This is a genomic window from Bacteroidia bacterium (genome assembly GCA_037045145.1).
Taxonomy (GTDB): Bacteria; Bacteroidota; Bacteroidia; order AKYH767-A; family OLB10; genus OLB10.
In genome coordinates this window covers 454,440-478,248 of record JBAOIA010000012.1, presented here as the reverse complement: position 1 = coordinate 478,248, position 23,809 = coordinate 454,440, and the positions used below count along the sequence as shown (strand labels likewise).

Annotated in this window: 18 protein-coding genes and 1 riboswitch; of the genes, 4 read left to right on the top strand and 14 right to left on the bottom strand. The window is 35.8% G+C overall.

Annotated elements, in window-relative coordinates:
• Window positions 1–3: 3 nt before the first annotated feature.
• The 7 genes from V9G42_11435 to V9G42_11405 form a co-directional block, all read right to left on the bottom strand.
• The gene (locus tag V9G42_11435) at window positions 4–3,204 is read right to left on the bottom strand and encodes a M1 family metallopeptidase (GenBank protein MEI2760031.1); all 3,201 of its coding nucleotides are present in this window, start codon (window positions 3,202–3,204) and stop codon (window positions 4–6) included.
• Between the two features lie 149 nt (window positions 3,205–3,353).
• Window positions 3,354–3,854, bottom strand: a complete 501-nt coding sequence (locus V9G42_11430) for a tetratricopeptide repeat protein (GenBank protein MEI2760030.1) — start codon at window positions 3,852–3,854, stop codon at window positions 3,354–3,356.
• Between the two features lie 486 nt (window positions 3,855–4,340).
• Window positions 4,341–5,051 (bottom strand): rhodanese-like domain-containing protein, encoded by a 711-nt coding sequence (locus V9G42_11425; protein MEI2760029.1) that lies wholly within the window; start codon window positions 5,049–5,051, stop codon window positions 4,341–4,343.
• Complete coding sequence (locus tag V9G42_11420; GenBank protein MEI2760028.1) at window positions 5,048–5,767, bottom strand: ABC transporter ATP-binding protein; 720 nt, start codon at window positions 5,765–5,767, stop codon at window positions 5,048–5,050. The genes V9G42_11425 and V9G42_11420 overlap by 4 nt, the downstream gene beginning before the upstream one ends.
• Before the next feature lie 58 nt (window positions 5,768–5,825).
• A complete protein-coding gene (locus V9G42_11415) occupies window positions 5,826–6,650 on the bottom strand; it encodes a class I SAM-dependent methyltransferase (GenBank protein MEI2760027.1) in 825 nt (274 codons plus the stop codon).
• On the bottom strand, window positions 6,605–8,098 hold the full coding sequence (locus V9G42_11410; protein MEI2760026.1) for a hypothetical protein: 1,494 nt from the start codon (window positions 8,096–8,098) through the stop codon (window positions 6,605–6,607). Before V9G42_11410 ends, V9G42_11415 begins: the two co-directional genes overlap by 46 nt.
• Window positions 8,099–8,247: 149 nt before the next feature.
• Entirely contained in the window at window positions 8,248–9,246 is a 999-nt protein-coding gene (locus tag V9G42_11405) for a nitronate monooxygenase family protein (GenBank protein ID MEI2760025.1), read from the bottom strand.
• Window positions 9,247–9,694: 448 nt separating this feature from the next.
• Between V9G42_11405 and V9G42_11400 the strand changes: the two genes are divergently transcribed.
• Together V9G42_11400 and V9G42_11395 are read left to right on the top strand one after the other, a co-directional pair.
• The gene (locus V9G42_11400; GenBank protein ID MEI2760024.1) at window positions 9,695–11,467 is read left to right on the top strand and encodes a long-chain fatty acid--CoA ligase; all 1,773 of its coding nucleotides are present in this window, start codon (window positions 9,695–9,697) and stop codon (window positions 11,465–11,467) included.
• Window positions 11,468–11,481: 14 nt separating this feature from the next.
• The gene (locus V9G42_11395; protein MEI2760023.1) at window positions 11,482–12,315 is read left to right on the top strand and encodes an alpha/beta hydrolase; all 834 of its coding nucleotides are present in this window, start codon (window positions 11,482–11,484) and stop codon (window positions 12,313–12,315) included.
• Here V9G42_11395 and V9G42_11390 read toward each other — a convergent pair.
• The 4 genes from V9G42_11390 to V9G42_11375 are packed head-to-tail and all read right to left on the bottom strand — an operon-like array spanning window position 12,312 to window position 16,428.
• Window positions 12,312–13,571 (bottom strand): asparagine synthetase B, encoded by a 1,260-nt coding sequence (locus V9G42_11390; GenBank protein ID MEI2760022.1) that lies wholly within the window; start codon window positions 13,569–13,571, stop codon window positions 12,312–12,314. The genes V9G42_11395 and V9G42_11390 overlap by 4 nt on opposite strands.
• Window positions 13,572–13,586: 15 nt before the next feature.
• Complete coding sequence (locus V9G42_11385; protein MEI2760021.1) at window positions 13,587–15,482, bottom strand: M1 family aminopeptidase; 1,896 nt, start codon at window positions 15,480–15,482, stop codon at window positions 13,587–13,589.
• The gene (locus V9G42_11380) at window positions 15,482–16,090 is read right to left on the bottom strand and encodes an SCO family protein (GenBank protein MEI2760020.1); all 609 of its coding nucleotides are present in this window, start codon (window positions 16,088–16,090) and stop codon (window positions 15,482–15,484) included. Before V9G42_11380 ends, V9G42_11385 begins: the two co-directional genes overlap by 1 nt.
• A 59-nt stretch (window positions 16,091–16,149) precedes the next feature.
• Entirely contained in the window at window positions 16,150–16,428 is a 279-nt protein-coding gene (locus V9G42_11375) for a YHS domain-containing protein (protein ID MEI2760019.1), read from the bottom strand.
• Between the two features lie 99 nt (window positions 16,429–16,527).
• On the opposite strand from V9G42_11375, the gene V9G42_11370 reads away from it, so the two are divergent.
• The gene (locus V9G42_11370) at window positions 16,528–17,028 is read left to right on the top strand and encodes a DUF255 domain-containing protein (protein MEI2760018.1); all 501 of its coding nucleotides are present in this window, start codon (window positions 16,528–16,530) and stop codon (window positions 17,026–17,028) included.
• A gap of 9 nt (window positions 17,029–17,037) precedes the next feature.
• On the opposite strand, the gene V9G42_11365 is transcribed toward V9G42_11370, so the two are convergent.
• Together V9G42_11365 and V9G42_11360 are read right to left on the bottom strand one after the other, a co-directional pair.
• On the bottom strand, window positions 17,038–18,402 hold the full coding sequence (locus V9G42_11365) for a transglycosylase SLT domain-containing protein (GenBank protein ID MEI2760017.1): 1,365 nt from the start codon (window positions 18,400–18,402) through the stop codon (window positions 17,038–17,040).
• 260 nt (window positions 18,403–18,662) lie between these two features.
• The gene (locus V9G42_11360) at window positions 18,663–20,108 is read right to left on the bottom strand and encodes a Do family serine endopeptidase (protein ID MEI2760016.1); all 1,446 of its coding nucleotides are present in this window, start codon (window positions 20,106–20,108) and stop codon (window positions 18,663–18,665) included.
• 163 nt (window positions 20,109–20,271) lie between these two features.
• On the opposite strand from V9G42_11360, the gene dapF reads away from it, so the two are divergent.
• The gene (gene dapF, locus V9G42_11355) at window positions 20,272–21,066 is read left to right on the top strand and encodes a diaminopimelate epimerase (GenBank protein ID MEI2760015.1); all 795 of its coding nucleotides are present in this window, start codon (window positions 20,272–20,274) and stop codon (window positions 21,064–21,066) included.
• Here dapF and V9G42_11350 read toward each other — a convergent pair.
• Complete coding sequence (locus V9G42_11350) at window positions 21,056–23,509, bottom strand: TonB-dependent receptor (protein ID MEI2760014.1); 2,454 nt, start codon at window positions 23,507–23,509, stop codon at window positions 21,056–21,058. The two genes, dapF and V9G42_11350, sit on opposite strands and share 11 nt — an antisense overlap.
• 47 nt (window positions 23,510–23,556) lie before the next feature.
• A riboswitch (TPP riboswitch) is annotated at window positions 23,557–23,657 on the bottom strand.
• Between the last annotated feature and the right edge of the window lie 152 nt (window positions 23,658–23,809).

Below are 23,809 nucleotides of genomic sequence, written 5' to 3'. Positions count from 1 at the left end.
CTATTAAAAAGTTCGGCCGATACCGATTACATAACGGAGTTTGAGATAATCTTTTTCTGCATAAGGGGCACTACTTAATAAGAATGGAAAATCACAGCGTATAGTAAGTGGTTTTATGGCATTAAAGCGCCCCATTTTTTTAATGGTAAATGTTGTTCCAATGCCTGCATCACTTTTCAGATTGGTGAATTGAATTGACTTGTTGGAATTGTTGGTTGCAATGACACCTGCATCACCAAAAAAGTAAAGATCGGCCTTTAACCATTTTTTAGTGAATGCCGGGCGTAAAGAAATCAACCTGTCAAAATCTATCTCTAAACTAACAGAAGCACCACTGATGGCACGATAAAAATATCTTTGTTCGCCATCTATGTTCTGTGGCACCAGATAACCTGCATAGCCTCTTAAATTGAGTCCGCCACCTTGCTGAAAGTGATTTGTCTTGTCGCCATAACCCAGCCACTTGTAAGGGACAAATGCACGTGATCTGGTCCATGCACTTTCCATCAACTCCTCCGGATTAGCTCCGGCAAGATATAATGCACTTTCCATCGGAACATTTTGCCCATATCCATATTGACCGAATACTCTCAAGCGCCAATCTATTTTGCCTGTTTCGTATCTTGTGATATTGGTCAATGAAAGTTTAGAATAAGAGTAATCACTAAATAATGATGCTGATGTGTTTTGTATGGCAACAGAACCATTCCATTTATTTTTTCTGTAGTGCGCCTCTGCACCTAAGGTTACAGAGGTGTTCATTAAGGCCGACTGCCATTCGTTCGGGTATAATAAATATTCAAGTGTGTTGGTATTTCTTCTATACATCAATTTGTATTCAGTAAACAGTCTTACCTGGTTATTTAAAAAAGTCAGATCGCCACCTGATTTTGCAAATGTTAAACCATCAAGCATTCCGCCACCAATCCAGAAATTAACTCCCGATGCAATAAACTTTAATGGTGTTTTATAATTTATTCTGAATGATGCGGGGTCATTTTTATTGATGTCTGCCGTTTCGCTCAAACTGTTTTGACCCACGGTGGTATTAATCCATATATCACCTGAAAAAAAGTGCATGGCATTCATATAATTACTTTCTGCATGTACACCAACTTTTAGTCCGTCATAATTGTTGAACCAAACATCCGGACGAATGTAAAACACATAACTTTTCCAGTCGGAATAGGCTGGTTTCTGCCATTTATCGAAGACAAGTTTAAATGGTCGTGGCAAGCGGTTGTCTAGTCTATAGGCATCACCTAAACGATCAGTTGTGTCTATTACAATACTGCTTATACCACATGGAATTTTAATTTGTGCCTTATAGGTATTTCTTAATTTATCCCAACCTTCCCATTTAGGTAACACCGTAGCATCTGTTTGTTTTACAAACAAGTTATTGGGAATATGATAGTCGTACTTTACACCACAGTTTGAATATACTGAAAAATCAATAGAAGATTGCATTCGTCCTTTGCGTTTAAAGTAAACATTGAAAGAATCTTTCTCTTCACTTTTCCTAAACTTACATATTTTATAATCTAATTTTTTATTGGTTTCCATCCATTGATCAAAAAACCAACTTAAATCGGTTTTAACATATTCTGTAATGCTGTTTCTGAAATCTTCGGGATAGGGGTGGCAAAATTTCCATTTTGAAACATAGTGCTGCATAGCTTTTAAAAACAAACTATCGCCTAATAAATATTGCAGGTTATATAGCATTGTTGCTGTTTTAAAATAAACCATACCGTAACCGCCACCATGACCTAATGCACTGCTAAAGCCATCACTGTGTGTGTTGATAAATCCATCTTTATCATTAAGAACATAATTGTAATAAGGTCCATAGGCCATCATCATCTGATAGGTTAATGGCTCTGTTCTTTTTTGATCTTTCCAAGTAGGCTCCCTTTGAGGTATATGATAACCTTCAAGCATTTCCATACCCCAAGATTTCAGTAACTGCGCAAATCCCTCGTCAAGCAAAGGTCTGTAGGTTTCATTATTACCTACCATACCATAAAACCAATTGTGGCCAATTTCATGACACAGTAAACCTCTGAAACCAGGATCAGTACCATTGTCCATTGTTATCATCGGATATTCCATGCCATCATTAGCATCAGCGGTTACAATTTTAGGATAGTCATACATTCCAAAGTCGCGAGAAAACACTTCAATAATGCGTGCCGTGTATTCAGCAGCACTTTGCCATCCGTAACAATGTTGCTCTCGCGCTATAGCTACACAGCGAATTCCATTCCAGTAAGCATCAGCAAGACGATAGGAGGGGTCGGCAGTGAAAGCAAAATCATGAACGTTTTCTGCATGAAATTTCCAGGTTTTTGTGCTTCCATCTGCTGCAATAATTGTGGAAGGTTGTTGTGAAACAGGTCTCTCTTTAAAATTTCTAATATCAAGTTTTTTTCGTAAATCATCCGGTAAAACCTCCTTCTCATTAACTAACACACCTGTTGCTTCTACAATAAAGTTGTTGGCAAAGGTTAGTTCCACATCATAAACCCCATATTCTCCATAAAATTCTCTGCCCAGATGCTGATCGGTATTCCATGCACGATGCGAATCATAAACACACATTTTAGGATACCATTGACAACCGTTGTAATGTTTGTTGCCTTCGTTTTCAAACATCTGTAAACGCCTGCGTTGACCGGTTTTATCGTAATAAGTTTTAAAATCAATTTTCAGAACAAGATCATGCCCCGGTAATAAAGGTTGTGGCAGCATGATTTTCATGATGGTATTGTCAATTGTTTTTTCTGTTTGTTTGTTAATTAATATGCCATTGACAGAAAGCGTGGTTAGACCGGTGATTTCAATTCCTAATCCCTGCGATTCATATTTTCCATAGCGTACCTTGTTTTGATTGGCTTTGTATAAGTCGTCCAAGTAACTTCCGGGAACAAATGCATTCTGATAGAGATGCATAAAAATAAATTTCAATGTGTCGGGAGAATTGTTTCTGTATGCAAGTTCTTCAACGCCACTGATGATGTCTGTTTTCTCATCAATAGCAGCTTTTATGTTATAATAAACATCTTGCTGCCAGTAGTCTGTGGTAGGCTTACGATTTTTCCAATAAAATTTATTCTGTTCCGAAGTATATTGATCCAACTGGGCAAAGCTTACAAATTGAAATACAAAATAGCACAGTGAAAAAGTAAAGACACGTTTCATTAATTGACAGTTGTAGTTTAAAGGCAAATGTAACGTATTCTTGAAATTTTTGTCTTATTGGACAAAGGGACAAATGCTGTCAATCATATATCAAGCAAAAGAATATGAAGCTTCAAATAATTAAAAGCCAAATTAGCATACGGGGATAATCAAATATATTTTTTCTTGACTTCGCATCTTTTTAATGCAAGTTCTGCTTCTTCAAGAACAGCATTTGTTAGGGTGGAGGTGATACATTTTTTATAGTTTCCAATAGCATCATCGAGCCTGCTTTGCATTTCGTAAAGTTTGCCTAACAGCATATAAATAGTGTCTTTATGCGTACCTTTTATAGCCATAGCTTTGTTGAGCATTGAAAGAGCTTCAGGAAATTTTTCCTGTTGCAGCATTAAGCTTGCATAGCCGGTAAAAGCATCAGTATTCATATCGGCAATGGCAATGGCTTTTTTATAAAATTCTTCTGCAGTTGTTGAGTTTTGAAGTTTATTAAAATAAATATCTGCCAGAGTGATATGTGCTTTTGAAAAATCAGGATAATCGGTAACTATTTTATTGAGCATATCTATTGCTTGGGGCAGTTGCCCTTCTGAAAGCGACTGCCTTGCAATAAATAGAAGTTTTTCGGCTTCTGCTAATGCAGATATATTCATAATTTGCTCAACAACTAAATGTCTTTATACGTGGTTAACCCTTTTGGGTTACACGTTATTCAATGTCTAAAAAAGCGCAATTTATAGCAATGTTAAGCCTAAGGCAAGATTTTAAAAATTATTAATTCTATGTACTCTGAGTCAATGAGATAAGTTGCCTGCCAATGTCTCTGACATATACATTTTTAAGTTATTTCCTGTCCTTTTTCTCAAAAACGAACCAAAGAAAAGGACACCAACAAAGCCAACTGTATATTTTCAAAGAATTATACATGTTGTGAAATTTGCTTTATCTTTCCTTTTCTTTTGTCTTGATACAAAAGAATCAAAAAATCAAGACTGTCTGAAAAAACACTACAAAAGCCGGCTACTACACACAACAAGTATAACGCAACGTCTAATGCAAAGGCATGAATTCAATTTTAGTAAGTAATTGTTTCTTTGAAATTTAACAATATTACAAAAATCACCAATTTGGCAAATCAACTATTCAACCTGAGTCATTGCTTTTAATTGTTCAGCATTTTTATACCCACTTTCACGTTTAATCAATTTGCCGTTTTCATAAAAAAGCAATGTGGGTAATTCATTTATCTGAAGCGTTTTTGAAATTAATTGGTTTTCATCTTTATTCAATCGCACAATTTTTACTTTGTCTTTCCATGCAGTATCTAATGAATCCAACATAGGTTTCATTTTTACACATGGCGGACACCATGGAGCGTTAATATCAACTAAAACTTTTCCACTGCTTGTCAGCAGGGCATAGTTATCAAGACTAATACCTGCTTTATCTGCTTTTTTCCCTTCAACTGGCAGGTTAGTATCTGTCCAGGCAGCGTAACCGCCTTCCATATCATAAATTACTTTGAATCCCATTTTTTCAAAATATTCGCAGGCTTTGGCACTGCGACCACCGGAATAGCAATAAACAAAAAGTGGCTTTTCTTTATCGAGATATGGTGCACGGTTTTCAAAATCCTTGCTGTTGACATTCATATTCAAAGCATTTTTTAGATGCCCATCATTAAACTCTTCAGGTGTTCTGACATCTACAATTTGTGCCTCCGGAGTTTCATGAAGCATTTTTGCAAATACTTCAGGAGTGAGTAGTTTTCCTTTCTGACTGTTGGCAACGCCACAGCTTGCTAATAAAACTACAATAATGAGCAGCGATTGAATGGATTTGATGTTCATGATACTATTGATTTTGCTTTTGTAATTTGTGTGTTGATGGCATCATCTTCAATGAGTCCGTCTTTTATTCTTACAATACGGTGAGCATGCAGGGCAATGTCTTCTTCATGTGTTACAACTATGATGGTATTGCCGCGTTGATGTATTTCCTCAAAGAGCAACATAATCTCTTCAGAAGTTTTTGAATCAAGATTTCCTGTGGGCTCATCAGCAAGTATGATAGAAGGGTGATTGACCAATGCCCTTGCCACAGCCACACGCTGACGCTGACCACCGGATAACTCATTTGGCTTATGCATGATCCTGTCGGCCAAGCCAACACTTTCAAGCACTTCTTTTGCCCGCTGCAAACGCTCTTCTTTTGAAACACCTGCATACACAAGAGGCAATGATACATTTTCAAGAGCTGTACTTCGCGGTAACAGATTAAATGTTTGAAAAATGAAACCTATTTGTTTGTTCCTTACCTCGGCAAGTTCATTATCTGTCATACCGGAAACAGAGATATTATTCAGATGATAAGTCCCGCTTGAAGGCGTGTCAAGGCAACCGAGAATATTCATCAGTGTGGATTTTCCTGAGCCGGAGCTACCCATTAATGCAACATATTCATTCTTGAATATGTCAAGAGAAACTGACCGCAACGCATAAATTGTTTCTGTTCCGACTTTATAAAGTCGTGAAATATCTGCAAGTGAAATAATAGACTGTGGCATGATTGAATTGTACGTGGTAAAAGTAATAAATTACGACTAATGATTAAGTTACTAAATGTTAATACCTGATTACAAAGTGTTGACGCATAAGGTCTGTATCAAAAAAAACAATACCCATCATAAACAAGTCAATACTAACAACTACTGAAGGATGTTGTTTGATTTCCTTCCAGGCTTGTTTCATTTCCAGGCTGTAATTAATATCATCAAAAACAAACACACTTTTATCATGTGCCTTTTTCAAACATTGTTCAAAGTAATTAATTGTTGGAAGATAGCGGTGATTGCCATCAAAAAAAACAAAATCAACTTTGTTCAGAGAATGTAACAACGATGGAAGTGACTCGTCAAAGTTTCCTTGTATGAATTTTATTTTTTTATTCAGATTTAGTGAAGTTAGCGTAGCGTGTGCAATGTCGGATACGGTTTTATTTCCTTCAATGGTATAGATATTTTTACAGCCGGATAATGCCAAATAGCCTGTTGTAATACCTAATGATGTTCCTAATTCAATAATGTTTTCTGGCTGAAAGTGATTGGACAGCCTAAAGAGTAAACGAGCATATCGTGGAATTTTTAATGACTTGGCGGCAATGTCAGAAACACTTCGGACATTACTCTTATCACCTGCGCCTAATTCAATAAATTCAATTTTATTTTGATTTGATTTTAGTGCTTTTCGTTTTTCTTCAATGGGTTCAAATACCGGTAATTTTTTATCGGGATGAATTACCTGAGTAGTTAGTTGATAAACAAATGGCGAGTGCACATTATGTTTGTTCCATGCCTTGGAATAATATGAAATGTACTGTAATGCAAGAGATAATGAAGCCGGCATCAGAAAGTGATTTTTGCCATTAGCATCTTTTTTCTGTTCCAGCACGGAACCACAATTTCGTCAGTACTGATTTGTTTTGAAGCAAATGGAACCAATAAAATCCGCTCTTCAGGCTTGATGATTTCTTTTGATTCTGTTTCACCATTTCTTTTTATTCTGAAATAGGCAACACCATTGTTTCTGTCAGTGCGGGTGTTGTAAAGTAAACTGATATCGCTTTCTGTCATGGCTAAGGCAAACGAAGAATATTTACCATAGTCATTAGTCGAAACCTGATCTTTTCTCAAAACAGCATCCCAGTCAATGGAACCATCAGCATTGATAGAAAAAGTAATAACGTTATTGAAGTGATATTCAAAATTACGAATGTAGTTCTGCGTAAAATAGTCGTAATAGGAGTAGTCTGTTACATAAGAAACCTCGGTAACCAACACTGCACCGCCATCATTTCTTAAAATCACTTTTTCTATGCTTAGGTTTTCAATTCCTGCTCTGCTTCGGTCTAAATTCTGACCGGCAAACATACGTGCTAAGGTTGCCTCTCCAATAGGTTGCCTTATCATCAGTAAAGAATCATTAACAGAAGTTCCCAAACTGGCATAAATTATTCCTGACTTGATAGAAACGTTGTCGGTATAAAAAGCAGCAAGAACTATTTTTTTGTTTATGGCATCATATGCTATAGCACTGCTGCTTAAAATCAGGTTACTGGTATTGATTGCATATTCTATGGCACCACTGTTTCCGTTTGTAGAAACAAACAGTTTGTAAGCATCCCACCGTTTGCGGTTTTCACTTTTTTCTTTAGAGTAGTAGCTGCCTTCAAGAATAAAGTCTGCATCATCTGTTAACAGCCAGTTTTCGTAGTTGAAATTTTTTTCAGGATAGGGTACTTCAAATTGAAGTTGTCGCACAAGTTTAAAATCACTGTCAACAATCAGGCAATGTAGTTGCTGTAAGCCATTTTGCTTCTTTTCATTTTGAATAAGGCCAAAATAGTTATTCCCTTTCGAAGCGATAACTTTTATCTTATCTAAGTTGCTTGTTCTGTCAAACAGAATAGTACCAATTTTGTTCCGGGTTGAAGATTCGTTTCCATTGTCATCTAATGTGGTAATAAAAATGGATATTTGATTGTCTTTACCTTCAAAGGAAGATTTAATTAAAGCAACCTGACCGTTAATCACTGTTATAGTTTCCAGTTTCTCATTCTCGCCTCTAGGCTCAATTTTCTTCGACCATTTTAATGTGAGATTCTGGTTATAACAAGTGACTTTATATTTACGTGATTTGAAGCCTACTCTGTCACGATCGTTTTCAAATGGCAGATTACTTTGAAAAACAAAAAAAGAATTGTCATTATATCCGGCTGTTTTTATATAGTCATAAGAATAAGCATCAAGTTCCTGTTGTGCATAGGTAACTTTTTGTGCTTTGGTAACTTGTAAGCAAGCAGAAAACCAGACAAAAAGGAATATTCTTTTAAAGGTCATTTATTTTTTGTTCAAATGTAGGTTAATTCAACGAAAAACAGACATTTTATTGCTGAAACTAAAATGAAATACAGAGATTAAATTGAATATTGCAATAGTTGAAAACTACCATTTCCTTTCTTCATTGATTCATGAATGGAACAGTTGGTTTAGTTCTTGAATATAAGGTTAAGGTTTTGGACTGATTGATAGGTTTCTTTAATTAACCGCTCTGTAATTTCATTACAAGTAAGTATATCATCAATAAGTTCAACGGTTTGCCCGGCAGTCCACAATGTTTTGTAGTTACCCGGTTTAATTGCTTGCTCCAATGCTTTAATACCCTTGTACTGCACCAGCATTTTGAAATACTTTTTTGTTGTGGCGTTGTTGCTTAAAAACTTCTCCAACCAGTTTTGTTTATAGCCTATTTTTTTTGCATAGGGTGTGTTAATGATGTTGCATGGTGTGCCGGAAAGCCTTTCTGTCATCACAATATTATCCATGCCTGATTTCAAAATACAGTTTTTGTAATCATCACTTACTTCTGCTTCTTTAGATGCTATATATCTTGTGCCTATACTTACTCCTGCAGCACCTAATGACATCATTGCAGCAATGCCATCACCGGTGGCAATACCTCCGGCTGCAATCACAGGAATGGACGGAAAGTGTTTTTGTAAAGTGGGAATCAGCACTGTTTGTGCATAAGGACCTGCATGTCCGCCTGCGCCCTGACCAACGGCAATAAAGCCATCGCAACCAAAATTTGCACATTTCTCAGCATGTGTAATATTGGTTACATCACAATAAACTTTTGCTCCATAGGAATGTGCTGCTTCAATCACTTCGCGTGGGCTTCCTAAAGATGTAATGTAAAAAGGCACTTTGTTTTCAACACAAATTTTTAAATGCCCATTATACATCGGATTGGTTTTTTGTACAATTAAATTGACACCGAAACTTCCTTTTTTTCCTGACTTGAATTGTTGTAAACGTTTAATTAACTCATCAAGTTCGGCATGTTTTCTGTAGTTTAAAGTTGGAAACACACCCATTATCTCTGTTTGTATTGCCGATTGCATCATGGCCTCATTGCTGACCAAAAACATTGGCGCCATAATTATGGGATAAGTTATGCCGGTTTGATCGGTAAAATTGGTTTTCATACAGTGCAGTGACTACTTAATCTGATTCGGTTTGCTGCAATTTTTTTGTAAACTTTATTTCTGAATGTAATGGGAATAATTGTCAATATTCCGGCTAAAAGTCTCCAGCGCCCATTTAGATGAAGCAAAATTTTTATGACTGCATCACTCTGAGTATGAACCCTACTATTTTCTATCAAAACTATTGAGTTTAAATTTTCAGGATTTATAAAATGTTGAGTTAAAATAACTTTCGTGTCAATCTGTTTATTGTCAGCAAAGTTAAATTGAAGCTTAGCATCATGTTTTTTAATGAACCGTATGCATGATCTGCAAAAAGCACAACTGCCATCAAAAATCAACAAGGGCTTTGAGTTGTTTAATAAATCAATATTGTTCATATTGCAATAATAAAAAACATTTAAATACTTTTTATATTTTTATGCAGTACAATAAAGCTAATTGAAGTATGGAAGTAACACGACTTATAGATTTGTTCCCATATCAGCTTTCACGCTTTCCTAAGGCAGATGCTTTGGCAGGAAAGCAGGATGGTGTATGGAAAAAATATGCAACAGCCGAAATAATTGAAATAGTTAATAATCTCAGTTATGGATTGCTGCATTCAGGAATTAAACCGGGTGATAAAATAGGTATTATAGCCAACAACAGACCGGAATGGAATTTTGTTGATCATGCTTGCTTACAAATTGCTGTAACTGATGTTCCACTTTATCCTACCATAAGCGAGAATGATTTAAAGTTTACACTCAACCAGTCATCCGTGCGTTATTTGTTTGTTTCCAATGCCGGATTATATAATAAAGTTCAGCAAATAAAGAGTGATCTTCCTGCTCTTGAAAAGATATTTTTATTTGATCGTTATCAGGATCTGCCACATTGGAGTGAATTACTTGATCTTGGTCGTCAACATCCAAAAATAGAAGAGGTTAATCAGATTAGAGATAGCATAAAACCTGATGATTTGGCAACCATTATTTACACATCTGGAACCACAGGGAATCCAAAGGGTGTAATGTTGTCGCATAATAATCTTGTAAGTAATTTTAAATTTTGTGATGTATTGTGCCCGTTTCATGAGTCGTGGAGAGCGTTAAGTTTTTTGCCACTGAACCATGTATATGAAAGAATGCTTTCCTATCTCTATGTTTATTTTGGTGTTTCAATTTACTATGCTGAAAGTTTAGACACTATAGCAGATAATTTAAAAGAAATTAAACCTCAGATTTTTGTAACAGTACCGCGCTTGCTTGAGAAAGTTTATGATAAAATAGTCTCAAAAGGTGCTGAGCTGAAAGGAATAAAAAAAGCTTTATTTTTCTGGGCTTTGAATCTGGGCTTACGATATGAATTGAAAGGTGTTAATGGTTGGTGGTATGAGTTTCAGCTGCGTTTAGCCAACAAACTAATTTTCAGTAAATGGCGTGAGGCATTAGGTGGCAATATACAGGCAATTGCATCGGGTGGTGCTGCATTGCAACCACGCCTGGCACGGGTGTTTCACGCAGCAAAAATACCTGTTCTTGAGGGATATGGGCTTACAGAAACCAGCCCCGTAATAGCAGTGAATAATTTTCAACCCGATAGTATTAAATTCGGCACTGTTGGAACGGTACTCGAAAATGTTGAAGTGAAAATTGATTCTGACGGTGAAATTTTATGTAAAGGCCCTAATGTGATGCTTGGTTATTATAACAGTGCTGATTTAACAGCAGAGGTTATAGACGCTGAAGGTTGGTTCCATACTGGTGACATTGGTGTTTTTGAAAATGGAAAGTTTTTAAAAATAACTGACCGTAAGAAAGAAATCTTTAAAACATCAGGAGGAAAATATATTGTGCCTCAGATGATAGAAAATAAACTGAAGGAATCACGGTTTATTGAGCAGGCAATGGTGATAGGTGAAAATCAAAAGTTCGCTTCAGCTTTTATTGTTCCGAATTTTGCATTTATTAGAGACTGGGCTACAAAGAAAAATATTGCTGTAAACTCCAATGTAGAGATAGCCGCCAGCAGTGTAATAAAAAAACGTATTGCCGAAGAAGTGGAAGTAGTGAATAGAACACTGGGACATTATGAAACGATTAAACGTTTTGAGTTGCTGGACCACGAATTCAGTATAGAACGCAATGAGATGACACCAAAGCTTAGCTTACGTAGAAAAATTATTCTGGAAAACTATAAAGATAAGTTAGCAAAAATTTATAAGGATACTGAGTGAATTAATTTTTCCGGATGATTACAAGAAAGCAACCAGTTAGCATGGTGTATTCAAAGGCATTGATAAAACCTGATGGTGAGGTTTTGAATTATTCTGATACATCATCAGGTAATGAAGTATTGGTGTTTATTCATGGATATCCATTTGACCAGTCCATCTGGAAAGAGCAGGTAATAGCTTTGTCTGAACAGGCGCGCATCATTACCTATGATGTTCGGGGTTATGGAAGCAGTTCAAAAGGAACAGAAAAGTTTTCTATTGATTTATTTGCTGACGATTTAATTTTTTTGTTGAATTCTATACAAGTAAATAAAGTTATTGTCTGTGGTTTGTCCATGGGTGGATATATTGCACTGAATTTAGTAAAGCGATATTCAGAAAGAATCAAAGGGCTTATTTTGTATGATACGCAATGCTATGCAGACAACGCCCAGGCAAGGGCAAAACGCTATGAAAATATTGCCTTAATTCGAAATGGCGGAAAACAAAAGTATCTCGAAGATATGTGTAAGATTTTGTTTTCGCCAGTAACATTTCAGCAGAATGGCGAAATAATAAAAATAACATTAGACCTTATGTTGAAGGCCACCGATGAAGTATTGATACAAACATTGGAAGCAATGGCAGAAAGAGAAGAAACGTGCAGCATACTTTCTGCAATTAAAATTCCGGCAATGGTACTATGTGGCGAACATGATATACTTACTCCTCCGGAAAAATCTGAATATATGCAACAACAAATTCCGGGAAGTGTTTTACATGTAATTGCAAATTCCGGTCACCTGGCTCATCTTGAAAATAAGGACGCATTTAATCAACACTTAAATAACTTCCTTAAATCGTTTTAGGTTTTTTGTTTTTTCTTCTTGGCAGCAGGAAACAGAACATTGTTTAAAATCAGTCGGTAGCCCGGACTATTAGGATGTAAATTAAGGTCTGTTGGTGGGTCGCCAACCATGTGCTGATAGTCTTCCGGGTCGTGACCTCCGTAAAATGTCCATGTTCCCTTGCCAAAATCACCATGTATGTATTTAGCTTCATTAGCTGCTTTATTTTCACCCATGATGATAACATCAGGCTTGATATAATTTTTGTTGAATGCTGTGGTCTGACCCATAAAACCTTTAATTACCTGCATATGATTCTGACAAAGCATGGTAGGCACAGGATCCCACTTAGCTGAAAAATCAAATAATGTAAACACATCTTCATCACGAGGTACTCTTCTTGTTGTTGTGACATCAATATTTGAAAAACGATATTCAAGTGGATTAACACTTAAAGTATAATTTCTAAATGCAAATGTTTTTGAAAAGTCCAAATGATCATTATAACTAGGTGTAGTGCCATCACCATCATACATACTTTCACAAATATCCAAGCCTTCAGCAGAGAGTGCAATGTCATACGTGTCAGTACCGGAACACATAGTAAATAAGAAGCCGCCACCTGCAACAAACTCTTTTATTCTTTTTGCTACGGCAAGTTTCATTTGCGACACTTTTGCGAATCCAAGTTGCTTAGCCATACTTTCCATGCTTCTTTGCTGCTCCTGATACCAGGTTGCATTTCTATACATATTATAGAATTTGCCATACTGTCCTGTAAAATCCTCATGATGCAAGTGCATCCAATCATACAGTGCTAATTTACCTTGAACAATTTCTTCATCGTAAATAATGTCATAAGGAATTTCTGCATAAGTCAATGCAAGAGTAACTGCATCATCCCAAGGGCGCTTATCTTTAGGAGAATAAACACAAATTTTAGGTACTTTTTCTAATTTAACTACATCTTCATTGACTTGTGGATCTAATATCTCAGAAACTATCTGATTGGCCTGACCTTCTGAAATAACATTGTAACTGACACCACGCAATTTCAATTCACTTTCAAATTTCGGATTCTGAATAAACATAAAACTACCGCCTTTGTAATTCAACATCCAGTTAATTTCTACACCACTTTGAAGAACCCAGTAGGCAATGCCGTAAGCTTTTAAATGATTTGCTTGCGTATCATCCATTGGAATTAGAATCTGTGCAGCATGGGCTTGCAGATTTATTAATGCAAAAAGTGTGATTAATGTTGTTTTAATCCGCATGACCTTTAATGTTTGCTATTGTATAATGAATGACTGACTCAGCCATTTATTTTCGTTTGATGTATTTAAAAAGTAAATGCCCGGTTTTGAATTTAACTTTATCCTGTTGCTTCTTTGATAAAGTTCTCCTTTTGAAATTATTTTACCCCTTGCATCTGTAATGGTGTATTTACAATTTACTTTACATAATACATTTACAAAATCACGTGCCGGATTAGGGAAAATTTGTAGCTTTTCGTTACCTTCATCTTTTGCTTCAATGCCTGTTGTAACAAGATTGTTGGCTGATAAAATCCACAAATCAGGATCAAACACAACCGAATCTACCTGCCATGGGATTGCCGCAGTAAATTGTTGTCCTGAAAAAGTATGATTAAATACCAACAAAGTGTCAATGCCATTACCATAAAACCGAACAGGTACAGGCATTTCAAAAAATGAGACAGAAGGGTGTGATGTAGTCTGATCAATTTTTAGCCACACTGCAGGGTTGTTCTGATTCCATGTAATATGATAGGAAGGGTAACCTTGATTGTAATACCATTGGTTAAAAAAAGTACTCAGATTTTGTCCGCTTGTATTTTGTAAGTGGCCTATTAAGTCAGGAGTTTTTGCAAAACCATATTTTAATAATGGGTCGTTAAGATAATCGGTTAATGCATTAAAAAATATAGAATCGCCAAGTTGCCAACGCAGCATGTGCAACAAATACGAACCTTTATTATATGTTAGGCGTCCATTAAATATCCTGCTAACATCATTGGTGTCTGTACAAAACACAGAGCCATCAGGTTGCGAGGTGATATTATTTATTTTTTGTCTTTTCCAATTATACCACAACGATGGATAATAACGCTCTTTTGTTAATCCTTCAAAATAAGTTGCAAAACCTTCGTTTAGCCAAATATCCTCCCAGCTAGCACATGTAACTAAATCACCAAACCACTGATGTGCACATTCATGGGCCATCAGATCCTGACTAAAGTTTACCATAAAACTCATGGTTTGATGTTCCATGCCACCGCCCCAGTTAAATTGCGCATGACCATACTTTTCATTACTGAAAGGATAAGGAATGGTTAAGCTGTCATATAGATGGATGATTGGAATTATATCGGGCGTCTGCAATTGCGCTGACGATAAATTTTCAGGATAAACATAGTTGAGTACCTGCAAAGAGTCTCCACCGGCCATTGGCACATAGTCGGAATAAATAGTATAGTTTGTTACTGCAATGGCAATAAGATAAGATGCAGTAGGGTAGTTGCTTTTCCAATGCGTTGTCTTTTGATTACCTGTAGTAATTTCAGAAATTAACTTTCCATTAGATGCAACTTTGTATGCTGTATCAGCAGTTACAAAAACATCTATGCTATCTACTTTATCTGTAAGCGAGTTTTTACATGGCCACCAATCACTTGCGCCAAAAGGCTCTGACAATGTCCACAAAACAGGTACACCATTGTGAGTACTTTGATTAAATGAACCAAAACCTGAGGTGGGTGGCACACCATGATAAAAAATTTCAACACTATCTAATTGCCCGGTTGAGATTATTCCGGGAAGCAGAATAGTTATAATGTCATTATTACTTGTGTAGGGCAATAAAGTTGATTGATATTGAATACTGTCAATGGTTAGTGCTGAAGAAAAATCAAACTCCAATTTGCTTAAAGGTGCTTTTACCTCAAACAATGTAAAAACATTTCCGGAAATATATACTGAGTCCGGATTTATTGTCCAGTTAAAACGATTGTATTTAACATCAAAATCACTTCCTGTTGTACTTATATTGTTTAAGCTATTAAGCTTTGAATTGTCTGCAAGGATATGTTTACAATGTACATGACCATCATCCTGGCTGAAACATAAAAACGGAGATACAATAAAAAGAAAAAGAAGTGTCCTCATTATTTATCGGCATACTTGTATTCGCGGAGTAACAAATCAATTTCAGTTATCAATTTGTTGACGTCAGTAGAGTCAGTTCCGTCATAATAACCTCTGATTCGCTTTTCTTTGTCAATCAGTGCAAAGTTTTGAGTGTGCACAAAATCATCCGGTCCGCCATCACCTTTTGTTGCAGTTACTAAATAAGAAATGCGGGCAAGGTCATAAATCTTTTGTTTGTCACCAGTAACAAAATGCCATTTTTTAGCATCTGCATGATGCTTATCGGCATACTCCTTTAAAACAGCAGGTGTATCATATTCCGGATTTACAGAATAGGATAAAAACATTACATCTGGATTTGATTTATAATGCTCAAAAACACGCTGCATCTGAGTAGTCATAACAGGGCAAATGCTTCGGCACGTGGTGAAAAAAAAATCAGTTACATAAATTTTATTGGAATAGTCTTTATCGGTTACTGTATCTCCGTTCTGATCAATAAAAGAAAAAGGAGCAATAGTATGATTGGATTTGTTTTGTTCATCCTGCATACCATAAACTGGTAATGTTCGCAATGGGCGATCTTCGTTGCATGATGTCCACAATAAACCTAATGTAATAGTCATTAAAATGAGAAGCCATTCCAAAGCTGGAATTGACCAAAGTTTTTTACAACTAATGCAACTCATTTTTCTTCAAGATAGGTGAGAGGTTCTTTTAGAAAATCTTCTTTACATGCCGTGGCACAAAAACCATAAATTTTTCCGTTATACATGGCAGTATCTGAGAATTCTTCTTTAACTGACATTTTACAAACCGGATCAATATCTGATGCCAATGCAATAGCCGGTTTTGCAGGAAAATCTTTTTCTTCAAGTGCCGGTGCTGTCTTCTGTTCAGGTTCTGAAGTTTTGGGCTGGCAGGCCGTAAAAAGAATTAATAATGCTACTACTACTTTCCTCATTTTTTTTGTTTATTTGAACTTTACAAAGTTATTAAAAACAACCTTTATCAGATGAAGGTTTCGAGTATTATTTATAAACGCATTAATCGAAAATATATTATGAGAAAACAAGTTTACACTTCGCTGACGATACTTATAATTTTAGGAATGAGTACTCAGGTTAATGCGCAAGAAAAAGCTGCAATTTACCATCCTGAAAGAAATGCATTTGAACAAGTAAAGCAGGCAGAAATAACAGCAAAGAAAGAAGGAAAGCATGTTTTTTTGATAATTGGGGGCAATTGGTGCAGATGGTGTCGCATGTTTGATACATTCAGCAAGGCAGAATTATCAGTTGACTCTGCATTTAATGTAAATTATGTTGTTGAACATATAAACTACAGTAAAGAAAATAAAAATGATTCATTGATGCAATTACTGGAATTTCCGCAACGATTTGGGTTTCCTGTTTTTGTAATTATAGATACCAATGGAAAAAGGCTGCATACGCAATCTACAGGCTATCTTGAGCAAGGGGAGGGATACGATAAAGAAAAGGTTATTGAATTCTTAAACCAGTGGACTCCTGAAGCAATGAATCCGGCTAACTATAAGAAATAACTTTAGCTCTTAATAAGCCGGATTTTTTATTGAAGCACCTTTCTGATTGTAAAATAAAGCCATCTGTTTATTGCCCTGAATTTTATAGATGCGGCTTAATGAGTCATATGCAGTGACACAATTTGGGTAGAGTTGAATGTTTAATTTCAGAATCTTAATTGCATCATCCAGCTGACGCTTGCGAATGAGTTGCTTTCCTAAGGCTAAATATTGTGTCATACTCAGATTAGGTTCCTCTTCAACCGATTTTTTAACTTTATATGCTGCAAGCTCTTTCTGAATACTATTCATTCGGGAAATAAAGAAATCTGCAGGTATTGTTCCGTCCATCAAATCTTCGCTATACAGTTCAAGGCTTTGCTTAAGTTTGTTTATACCTTCAATGCCATGAGTTTTGTTTTTTTTATAATCAACCATCAATTTTTCTCCTTGTACCAACCAAAGCGAATCTTTGTTGGACTGAAGAAAACGTTCAAAAATCACAATGTTGGCAAGAGCAATCTGAGAGTAGTTTTGTGATTCATTTTTAAATCCACCACACTCTGTTTTCCAAATTTGTGTAAACAAGTCAATCCCGCCTTTTTTAGGAGCAAGCTCATTAATGACACAGGCTACATTACCCGGTCCGGCATGATAGGCATGCATCACAAGTAGTCGAAACCATAAATCATCTTCACTAAACTGAATGTTTTTTTCATTCAGCAGGGTTTTCACCTTTGGAATACAAGAGCTTTTTAAGAGTTGTGAGGCTGCATAGGCAGACTTATTAAGGTCAGTTCTTTCGTCAACATGCTTGTTAACTTTCAAACCAAACTTAATTGCAACACTTTTCATCAATTGAAAGGGGCCATTAGCACCAACATAAGATTTATTGTGATTTTTTCCGGGATTTTCAATAAGTAAAATTGTTTGTGCATACCAAGGGTCAACATTATTGTTTTTAAAAATCTCAACAGACTTTCCGATAACCGGAATAACCCTTTTGTATTCATAAAACTCTTTTTTTCCGAATGTAACGTAAAGTGTAGTATTGGTATCAAGGCCATTTGCTAAGTTGATAAACTTCTTATAGGCTGCCTTTTCTGATTCCGACTGACATTTCCAATCTTCAAAGGGTGTTTTATGTAATATGCAACGTGTAGAGGCAACATTAACCAACGCTGTATCAGCTGACTGTTTTATTACTTCCTGCCAGAATCTAACCTGTTGAAGCGTGTCCCATCTCTCTGAAAAAACATTTGCATTGGAAACAAAACTCAACCGGGTTGTATCATCATAACTGCAAACAATCCTTTTTAATAAAGGAGTATCTGCATTTATCTGAAGACTAATGAACAGAGGTAAAAAAGTAAATGCGATTTTTTTTAACATCATTTGCATTTATAGTGATACGGAAATAAACATAACCTGTTTAGACTTTTTTTATTGTTTTCTTGCATCTTTTGCAAAGGTAAGTTATTAAAATTGAAATATCGTGCGACTGCAAGGTAAGCATAATTGGTTTTCAACACAAGATTATTAACTATTATTTGAGTAATTAAAACACTTGTACTATTCATTGATTCGATAAAATGCAAAGGGAGATTCATTCTCAGAATCCCCCTTCGCTATAAACCAAACCTATGAAAAACTATCTATAATCCGAATCCATAATAGGCTCTCATGCCATTGGGATAAACTCCTTCAATCAGCACACCACCTTTTTTGTTGGCTAATGCAGATTCAATATCGTCAGGAGAATTGATTTTCTTGTTGTCAATGCTGGTAATGATAAAACCTTCGCGGATACCGGCACTTCTCAATTTGCCTGATTGCAAACCTGCAACCTTTACGCCATTGCTTATCCCTAATTGTTTTTTCTCTTTATCAGTCACTTCTCCAAATTCAGCACCCATCATATTGACATTGTTATTGGCACGTTCAACACTTTGTCCTCCGCTGTTGTCACGCAGTACTATCTGATAATTTTTTTCCGAACCATTGCGATTAAGAGTTAGATTAACTTTATCACCGGGGCCGAAACGGCCAATTTGTTCCTGAAGTTCACTAGCAGAATTTACTGTTGTCTCACCAACTTTTGTTACCACATCACCGGGTTTTATTCCGGCAGCTTGTCCGGCACCACCGTTTACAACACCATCAATATATACACCCTGCATAGATTTTAATCCTTTATTCTGCGCCAGTTGCTGATCAATATCACGCAAGGTCACTCCAATAAATCCACGTTGTACCTTACCATATTCCAATAAATCTTTTGTTACTTTTCGTACAATGTTTGCTGGAATGGCAAATGAATAGCCTGTATATGAACCTGTGTTGGAAGCTATGGCAGCATTAATGCCAACCAAATCACCATTAAGATTTACTAATGCTCCACCGCTATTGCCGGGGTTTACAGCAGCATCCGTTTGAATAAATGATTCAATTGGAAATTGCTGATCGTTTAAAATGTGAATATTACGACCTTTTGCTGAAACAATACCTGCTGTTGCAGTAGATGTTAAATTAAAAGGGTTTCCAACGGCCAGTACCCATTGACCTACTTTAATGTCATCTGAATTTGCAAATTTTGAATAAGGTAAACCTGTCTGATCAATTTTAAGTAATGCCAAATCTGTTGAAGGATCTTTACCAATAACTTTTGCAGTGAAAGTTCTCTTGTCATCTAATGTAACATCAACTTTGTCTGCATTGTCAACAACGTGATTATTGGTAACAATATATCCATCATCAGAAATAATTACCCCAGACCCTGCTGATTGTTGTGGTTGCGGTGCGCCATAACCGGGAGCACCCCAAAAGTTAAATGGATTAAAAAAATTCCCACTTACAGGTTGTGAAGGATAAGTTGTTTTAACGTGCACAACTGCCGGTACTGCTTTTTCTGCAGCTTCTGTAAAGTCAAACATGGCTGCTTCAGTATTACCTGCCATACTTACCCTTTTAAGGGGCACTACATTATCTTGCTGACCAAATAAAACAGGCTTTTCTGTTTGTTTGTAAATGGCCAAAGAAGTAAAGCCTCCAATTGCTGCAATGGCAAGTATTCCGGCTACCTTTTTAATCTGTCTTATCATTATTTTAATCTTGAATATTTTACTTTCTATTTCGACAACGAAGTTATATCACTATCAGTGAAATGACTATGAAGTACATGTTAACAATCGTTAACAATATTTCAGAATATTCACGTAGCTTTACAACGTTTAATCTTAAGATTTAGTTTTTTAAAGAATAAAAATGCATCTAAAATTCAGCAAGTATCAGGGCGCGGGCAACGATTTTATTTTGGTTGATAACAGGTCAGGCAAGTTTAGCACACTGAATCCAAAGCAGATTGCTATGTTATGCAACAGGCATTTTGGTATTGGTGCAGATGGTGTTATTTTTATTCAACATAGCAGAAATTCTGATTTTGAGATGGTTTATTTTAATGCCGATGGTCGTATTGGCAGCATGTGTGGTAATGGCGCACGATGTGCTGTTTTGTTTAGTAAACAAATAGGTGTTGCTGGTAAAAAGACACAATTTATGGCCTATGATGGTTTGCATACTGCAAAAATTAATGCGGTAAATAATTTATCCCGAGCCATTGTGAGTGTTTCAATGTCCGATGTGTTGGAGATAAAAAAGCACAATGGAAATTTTGTGTTGAATACAGGCTCACCACATTATGTGAAGTTTGTTGATGATACAGAAAAAATTGATGTTGTTAAAGAAGGGAGAAGGATAAGAAACAACAGTACTTTTAAAGCAAAAGGTATCAATGTAAATTTTGTTGCATATAAAAACAAAGCATCAAACATCAGAACTTATGAACGTGGAGTAGAAGATGAAACTCTTGCCTGCGGAACAGGTATTACAGCTTCAGCAATTGCTGCCCACTATTCAGGTTTAACAAAAAGCACTTCTGTAAATATGATTGCACGTGGCGGAAGCCTGAATGTTACATTCTCTGCTAAAGATAATCATTACAGTAAAATTGTCTTAACAGGTGCTGCCATGAAAGTTTTTGATGGTGAAATTAAAATCTGAATTTAGCAGATATCATAGTATGAGTTCCTGCTTGAGGGTAGTAGAAATTTTCATTAACCTTCAAGCCATCATATAAGTAACCATAAGTATAGCCATTGCTTGAATACATTTCATTAAATAAATTAAATACAGAAACTCCTGCTTCGGTTTCAATGCTTTTGAATATTTTAAAAGTATAATGTGCAGATATGTTTGTGTAGGCAAAGGCATTTAATGATTTATCTTCCGAAGAGGTGTTATCCAAATATTGTTTTCCAACATACTTTTCGGTGAGTTTAATGCTAAGCTTTTTTAAGGGTTTTAATTCAATACCGGCAGCAGCAACTATCGAAGGAGAAAATGCAATGTTTGTTTTGTTATAAGTATTTTCCTGCTGACCAATGTAATTAAAATCTGCATCGTACTGATCAACAAATTCCATATAGTTCAGAATTTTGTTTTCACTTAAGGTTACATTACCTGAAATGGATAATATTCTACCTGCATTAAAATTACATTCTGCTTCTAAACCTCTTCTATAACTGTTTTTTACATTTTGTCTGGTATAGTTGCCAACATCATTAATTTTCCCTGTTAAAATCAATTGGTCATTGTATTGCATATAATAGGCGTTTATACTCAATTTTGTTTTTTTTATTCTTATTGAATAGCCCGCTTCAAAATCTATAAGATTCTCTCGTTTGGGTCGTGATATTGAAGTTGACTCGGTAAAATCATCTCTTGATGGTTCTTTGTTTCCAATCGCAAAAGACAACCATCCGCTTTCATTTTCATTTCTTAAAAAAGTAACTCCTGCCTTTGGATTGAAAAAGTGAAACTCTGCCACCTGATTAGCTGTTTTAGCAAAATCATCAAATCCTGTAAAACGATAATGCACGTAACGATATTGCATGTCTGCATATACAATGAAATGTTCACTCATGTTTAATGTTCCTTTTATCCAATGGTTGAGATTGTTTTTTAACCCGTTATTTTGGTAGTAAGTGTAATTTTCAGATGCTATTGGAATATAGTCTCCTTTAACTATTTTGCCATAATGATCACCATCATACTGATTGATACCGCCTCCGGTTTTTATTTCAATGTTTTTATTCTCGTAAGTTAAAGAGTAAATCATACCATAAAAATAATTGTCGAGCCATTTTCTTCTTACAAGATTTGTTTTGGTAATTACTGTATCCTGAATTTGTAAAGAGGGCAAACCATAGTCGCTAAACTTTGCATTTTTTTTAAACTCTTCATAGTAGCCTTTTCCACGTGTCATGTGTGCTGCAACATTTAATGTAAACAGGTTGTTTATCTGATGCGAGAAATGTAATTGATAATTGTCCTGTTGGTAGTTGTCTGTTTGTCCCGGATATAAATAGTAATTGTATTTCCTTCCGGATTCGAGAAGGTTGGTAGCATCTTCTTCATCTAAACCGTTACGGTAAATATAATTCATCATTCCCTGTTTGTCATTTTTATATCTTGACTCCGGAACACCATACCATGATTGATAAGTTTTTTCGATTCCGGAAAAAATTACTGCTTTCAGCATCGACTTTTTTCCAAAATACCCTCCTGAAAAATAAAACGATTTTAAATCTGATGTTGCTCTATCTACATATCCATCAGACTTAACTGAAGATAATCTGGTTTCAAAAGCAAAACTGTTTTTCAATAATCCGGTACCGGCAAGTAGATTTACCTTTTTTGTATTGAAGGTTCCGTAACTCAAGTTAGTTTCAGCATATGGTTGCTCTGATAAATGATCTGTAAGAATATTAATACTTGCACCAAATGAGCCTGCACCATTTACAGAAGTACCTACACCTCTTTGAACTTGTATCTGATTGGTTGAACTAAGCAGGTCTGGCATGTCAACCCAATACATACTTTGCGATTCCGCATCATTAATGGGAATACCATTTATGGTAAAATTAATTCTTGTTGCATCACTTCCGCGCACACGAATACCTGTGTAGCCAATGCCTGCACCTGCATCACTACTCACCACAACACCTGTAAGTTGGTCCATAATTGAAGGTACATCTTTTCCGGAATTCATTGCTTCAATTTCATTTTTATTCAGACTGTTTTGTGCAATGGGTATTTTGCTTTTCATTCTTGAAGACTGAATAATTACCTCGTCAGTTACAAACGCTTTTTTGAATAGTAACACCTCTATATGTTGGTTACTTGTCAGGTTAATTTCACTACTGTATTCATGATAGCCAAGCTGATATACTTGCAAAGTGTATTTGCCTGGTTTGAGATTATAGAATGTGAATCTTCCTTTTTCATCTGAAAAATTTCGAAACAGCGATTCTTTAAGGGTAACCACTGCATGTTCAATTTTTTTACCATCATTCGTTGTCACAACTCCTGATAGGTCGAACTGCGCATTAGAAAAGCGGCAGAAGCTTAAAGCTAAAAGTAACAGAGAAATTTTTTTAACCATCTTATTATTTTTTAAGTAACATCACAAACAAAAGGTTGCAGGTGCAATTAAAGAATGTTACCTATCCCTACGCAGGCATTATCCTGATCAGGTTATGGGTATAATCTCAGCATTCCTTTCATTAAAGGAAGCACCCCTTTTGATGACACAAAGTAATTAATCATTTTCCGGAATCACAAAAAAACAGACTATGACATTTTCAATTTGTGGAAATCTTTTTGAACATATGATGCAATTTGGTTGAATATTTTTTTGGATTAATGATTTTTTTACTATTAACTTTGTATGATAAACCGAAAC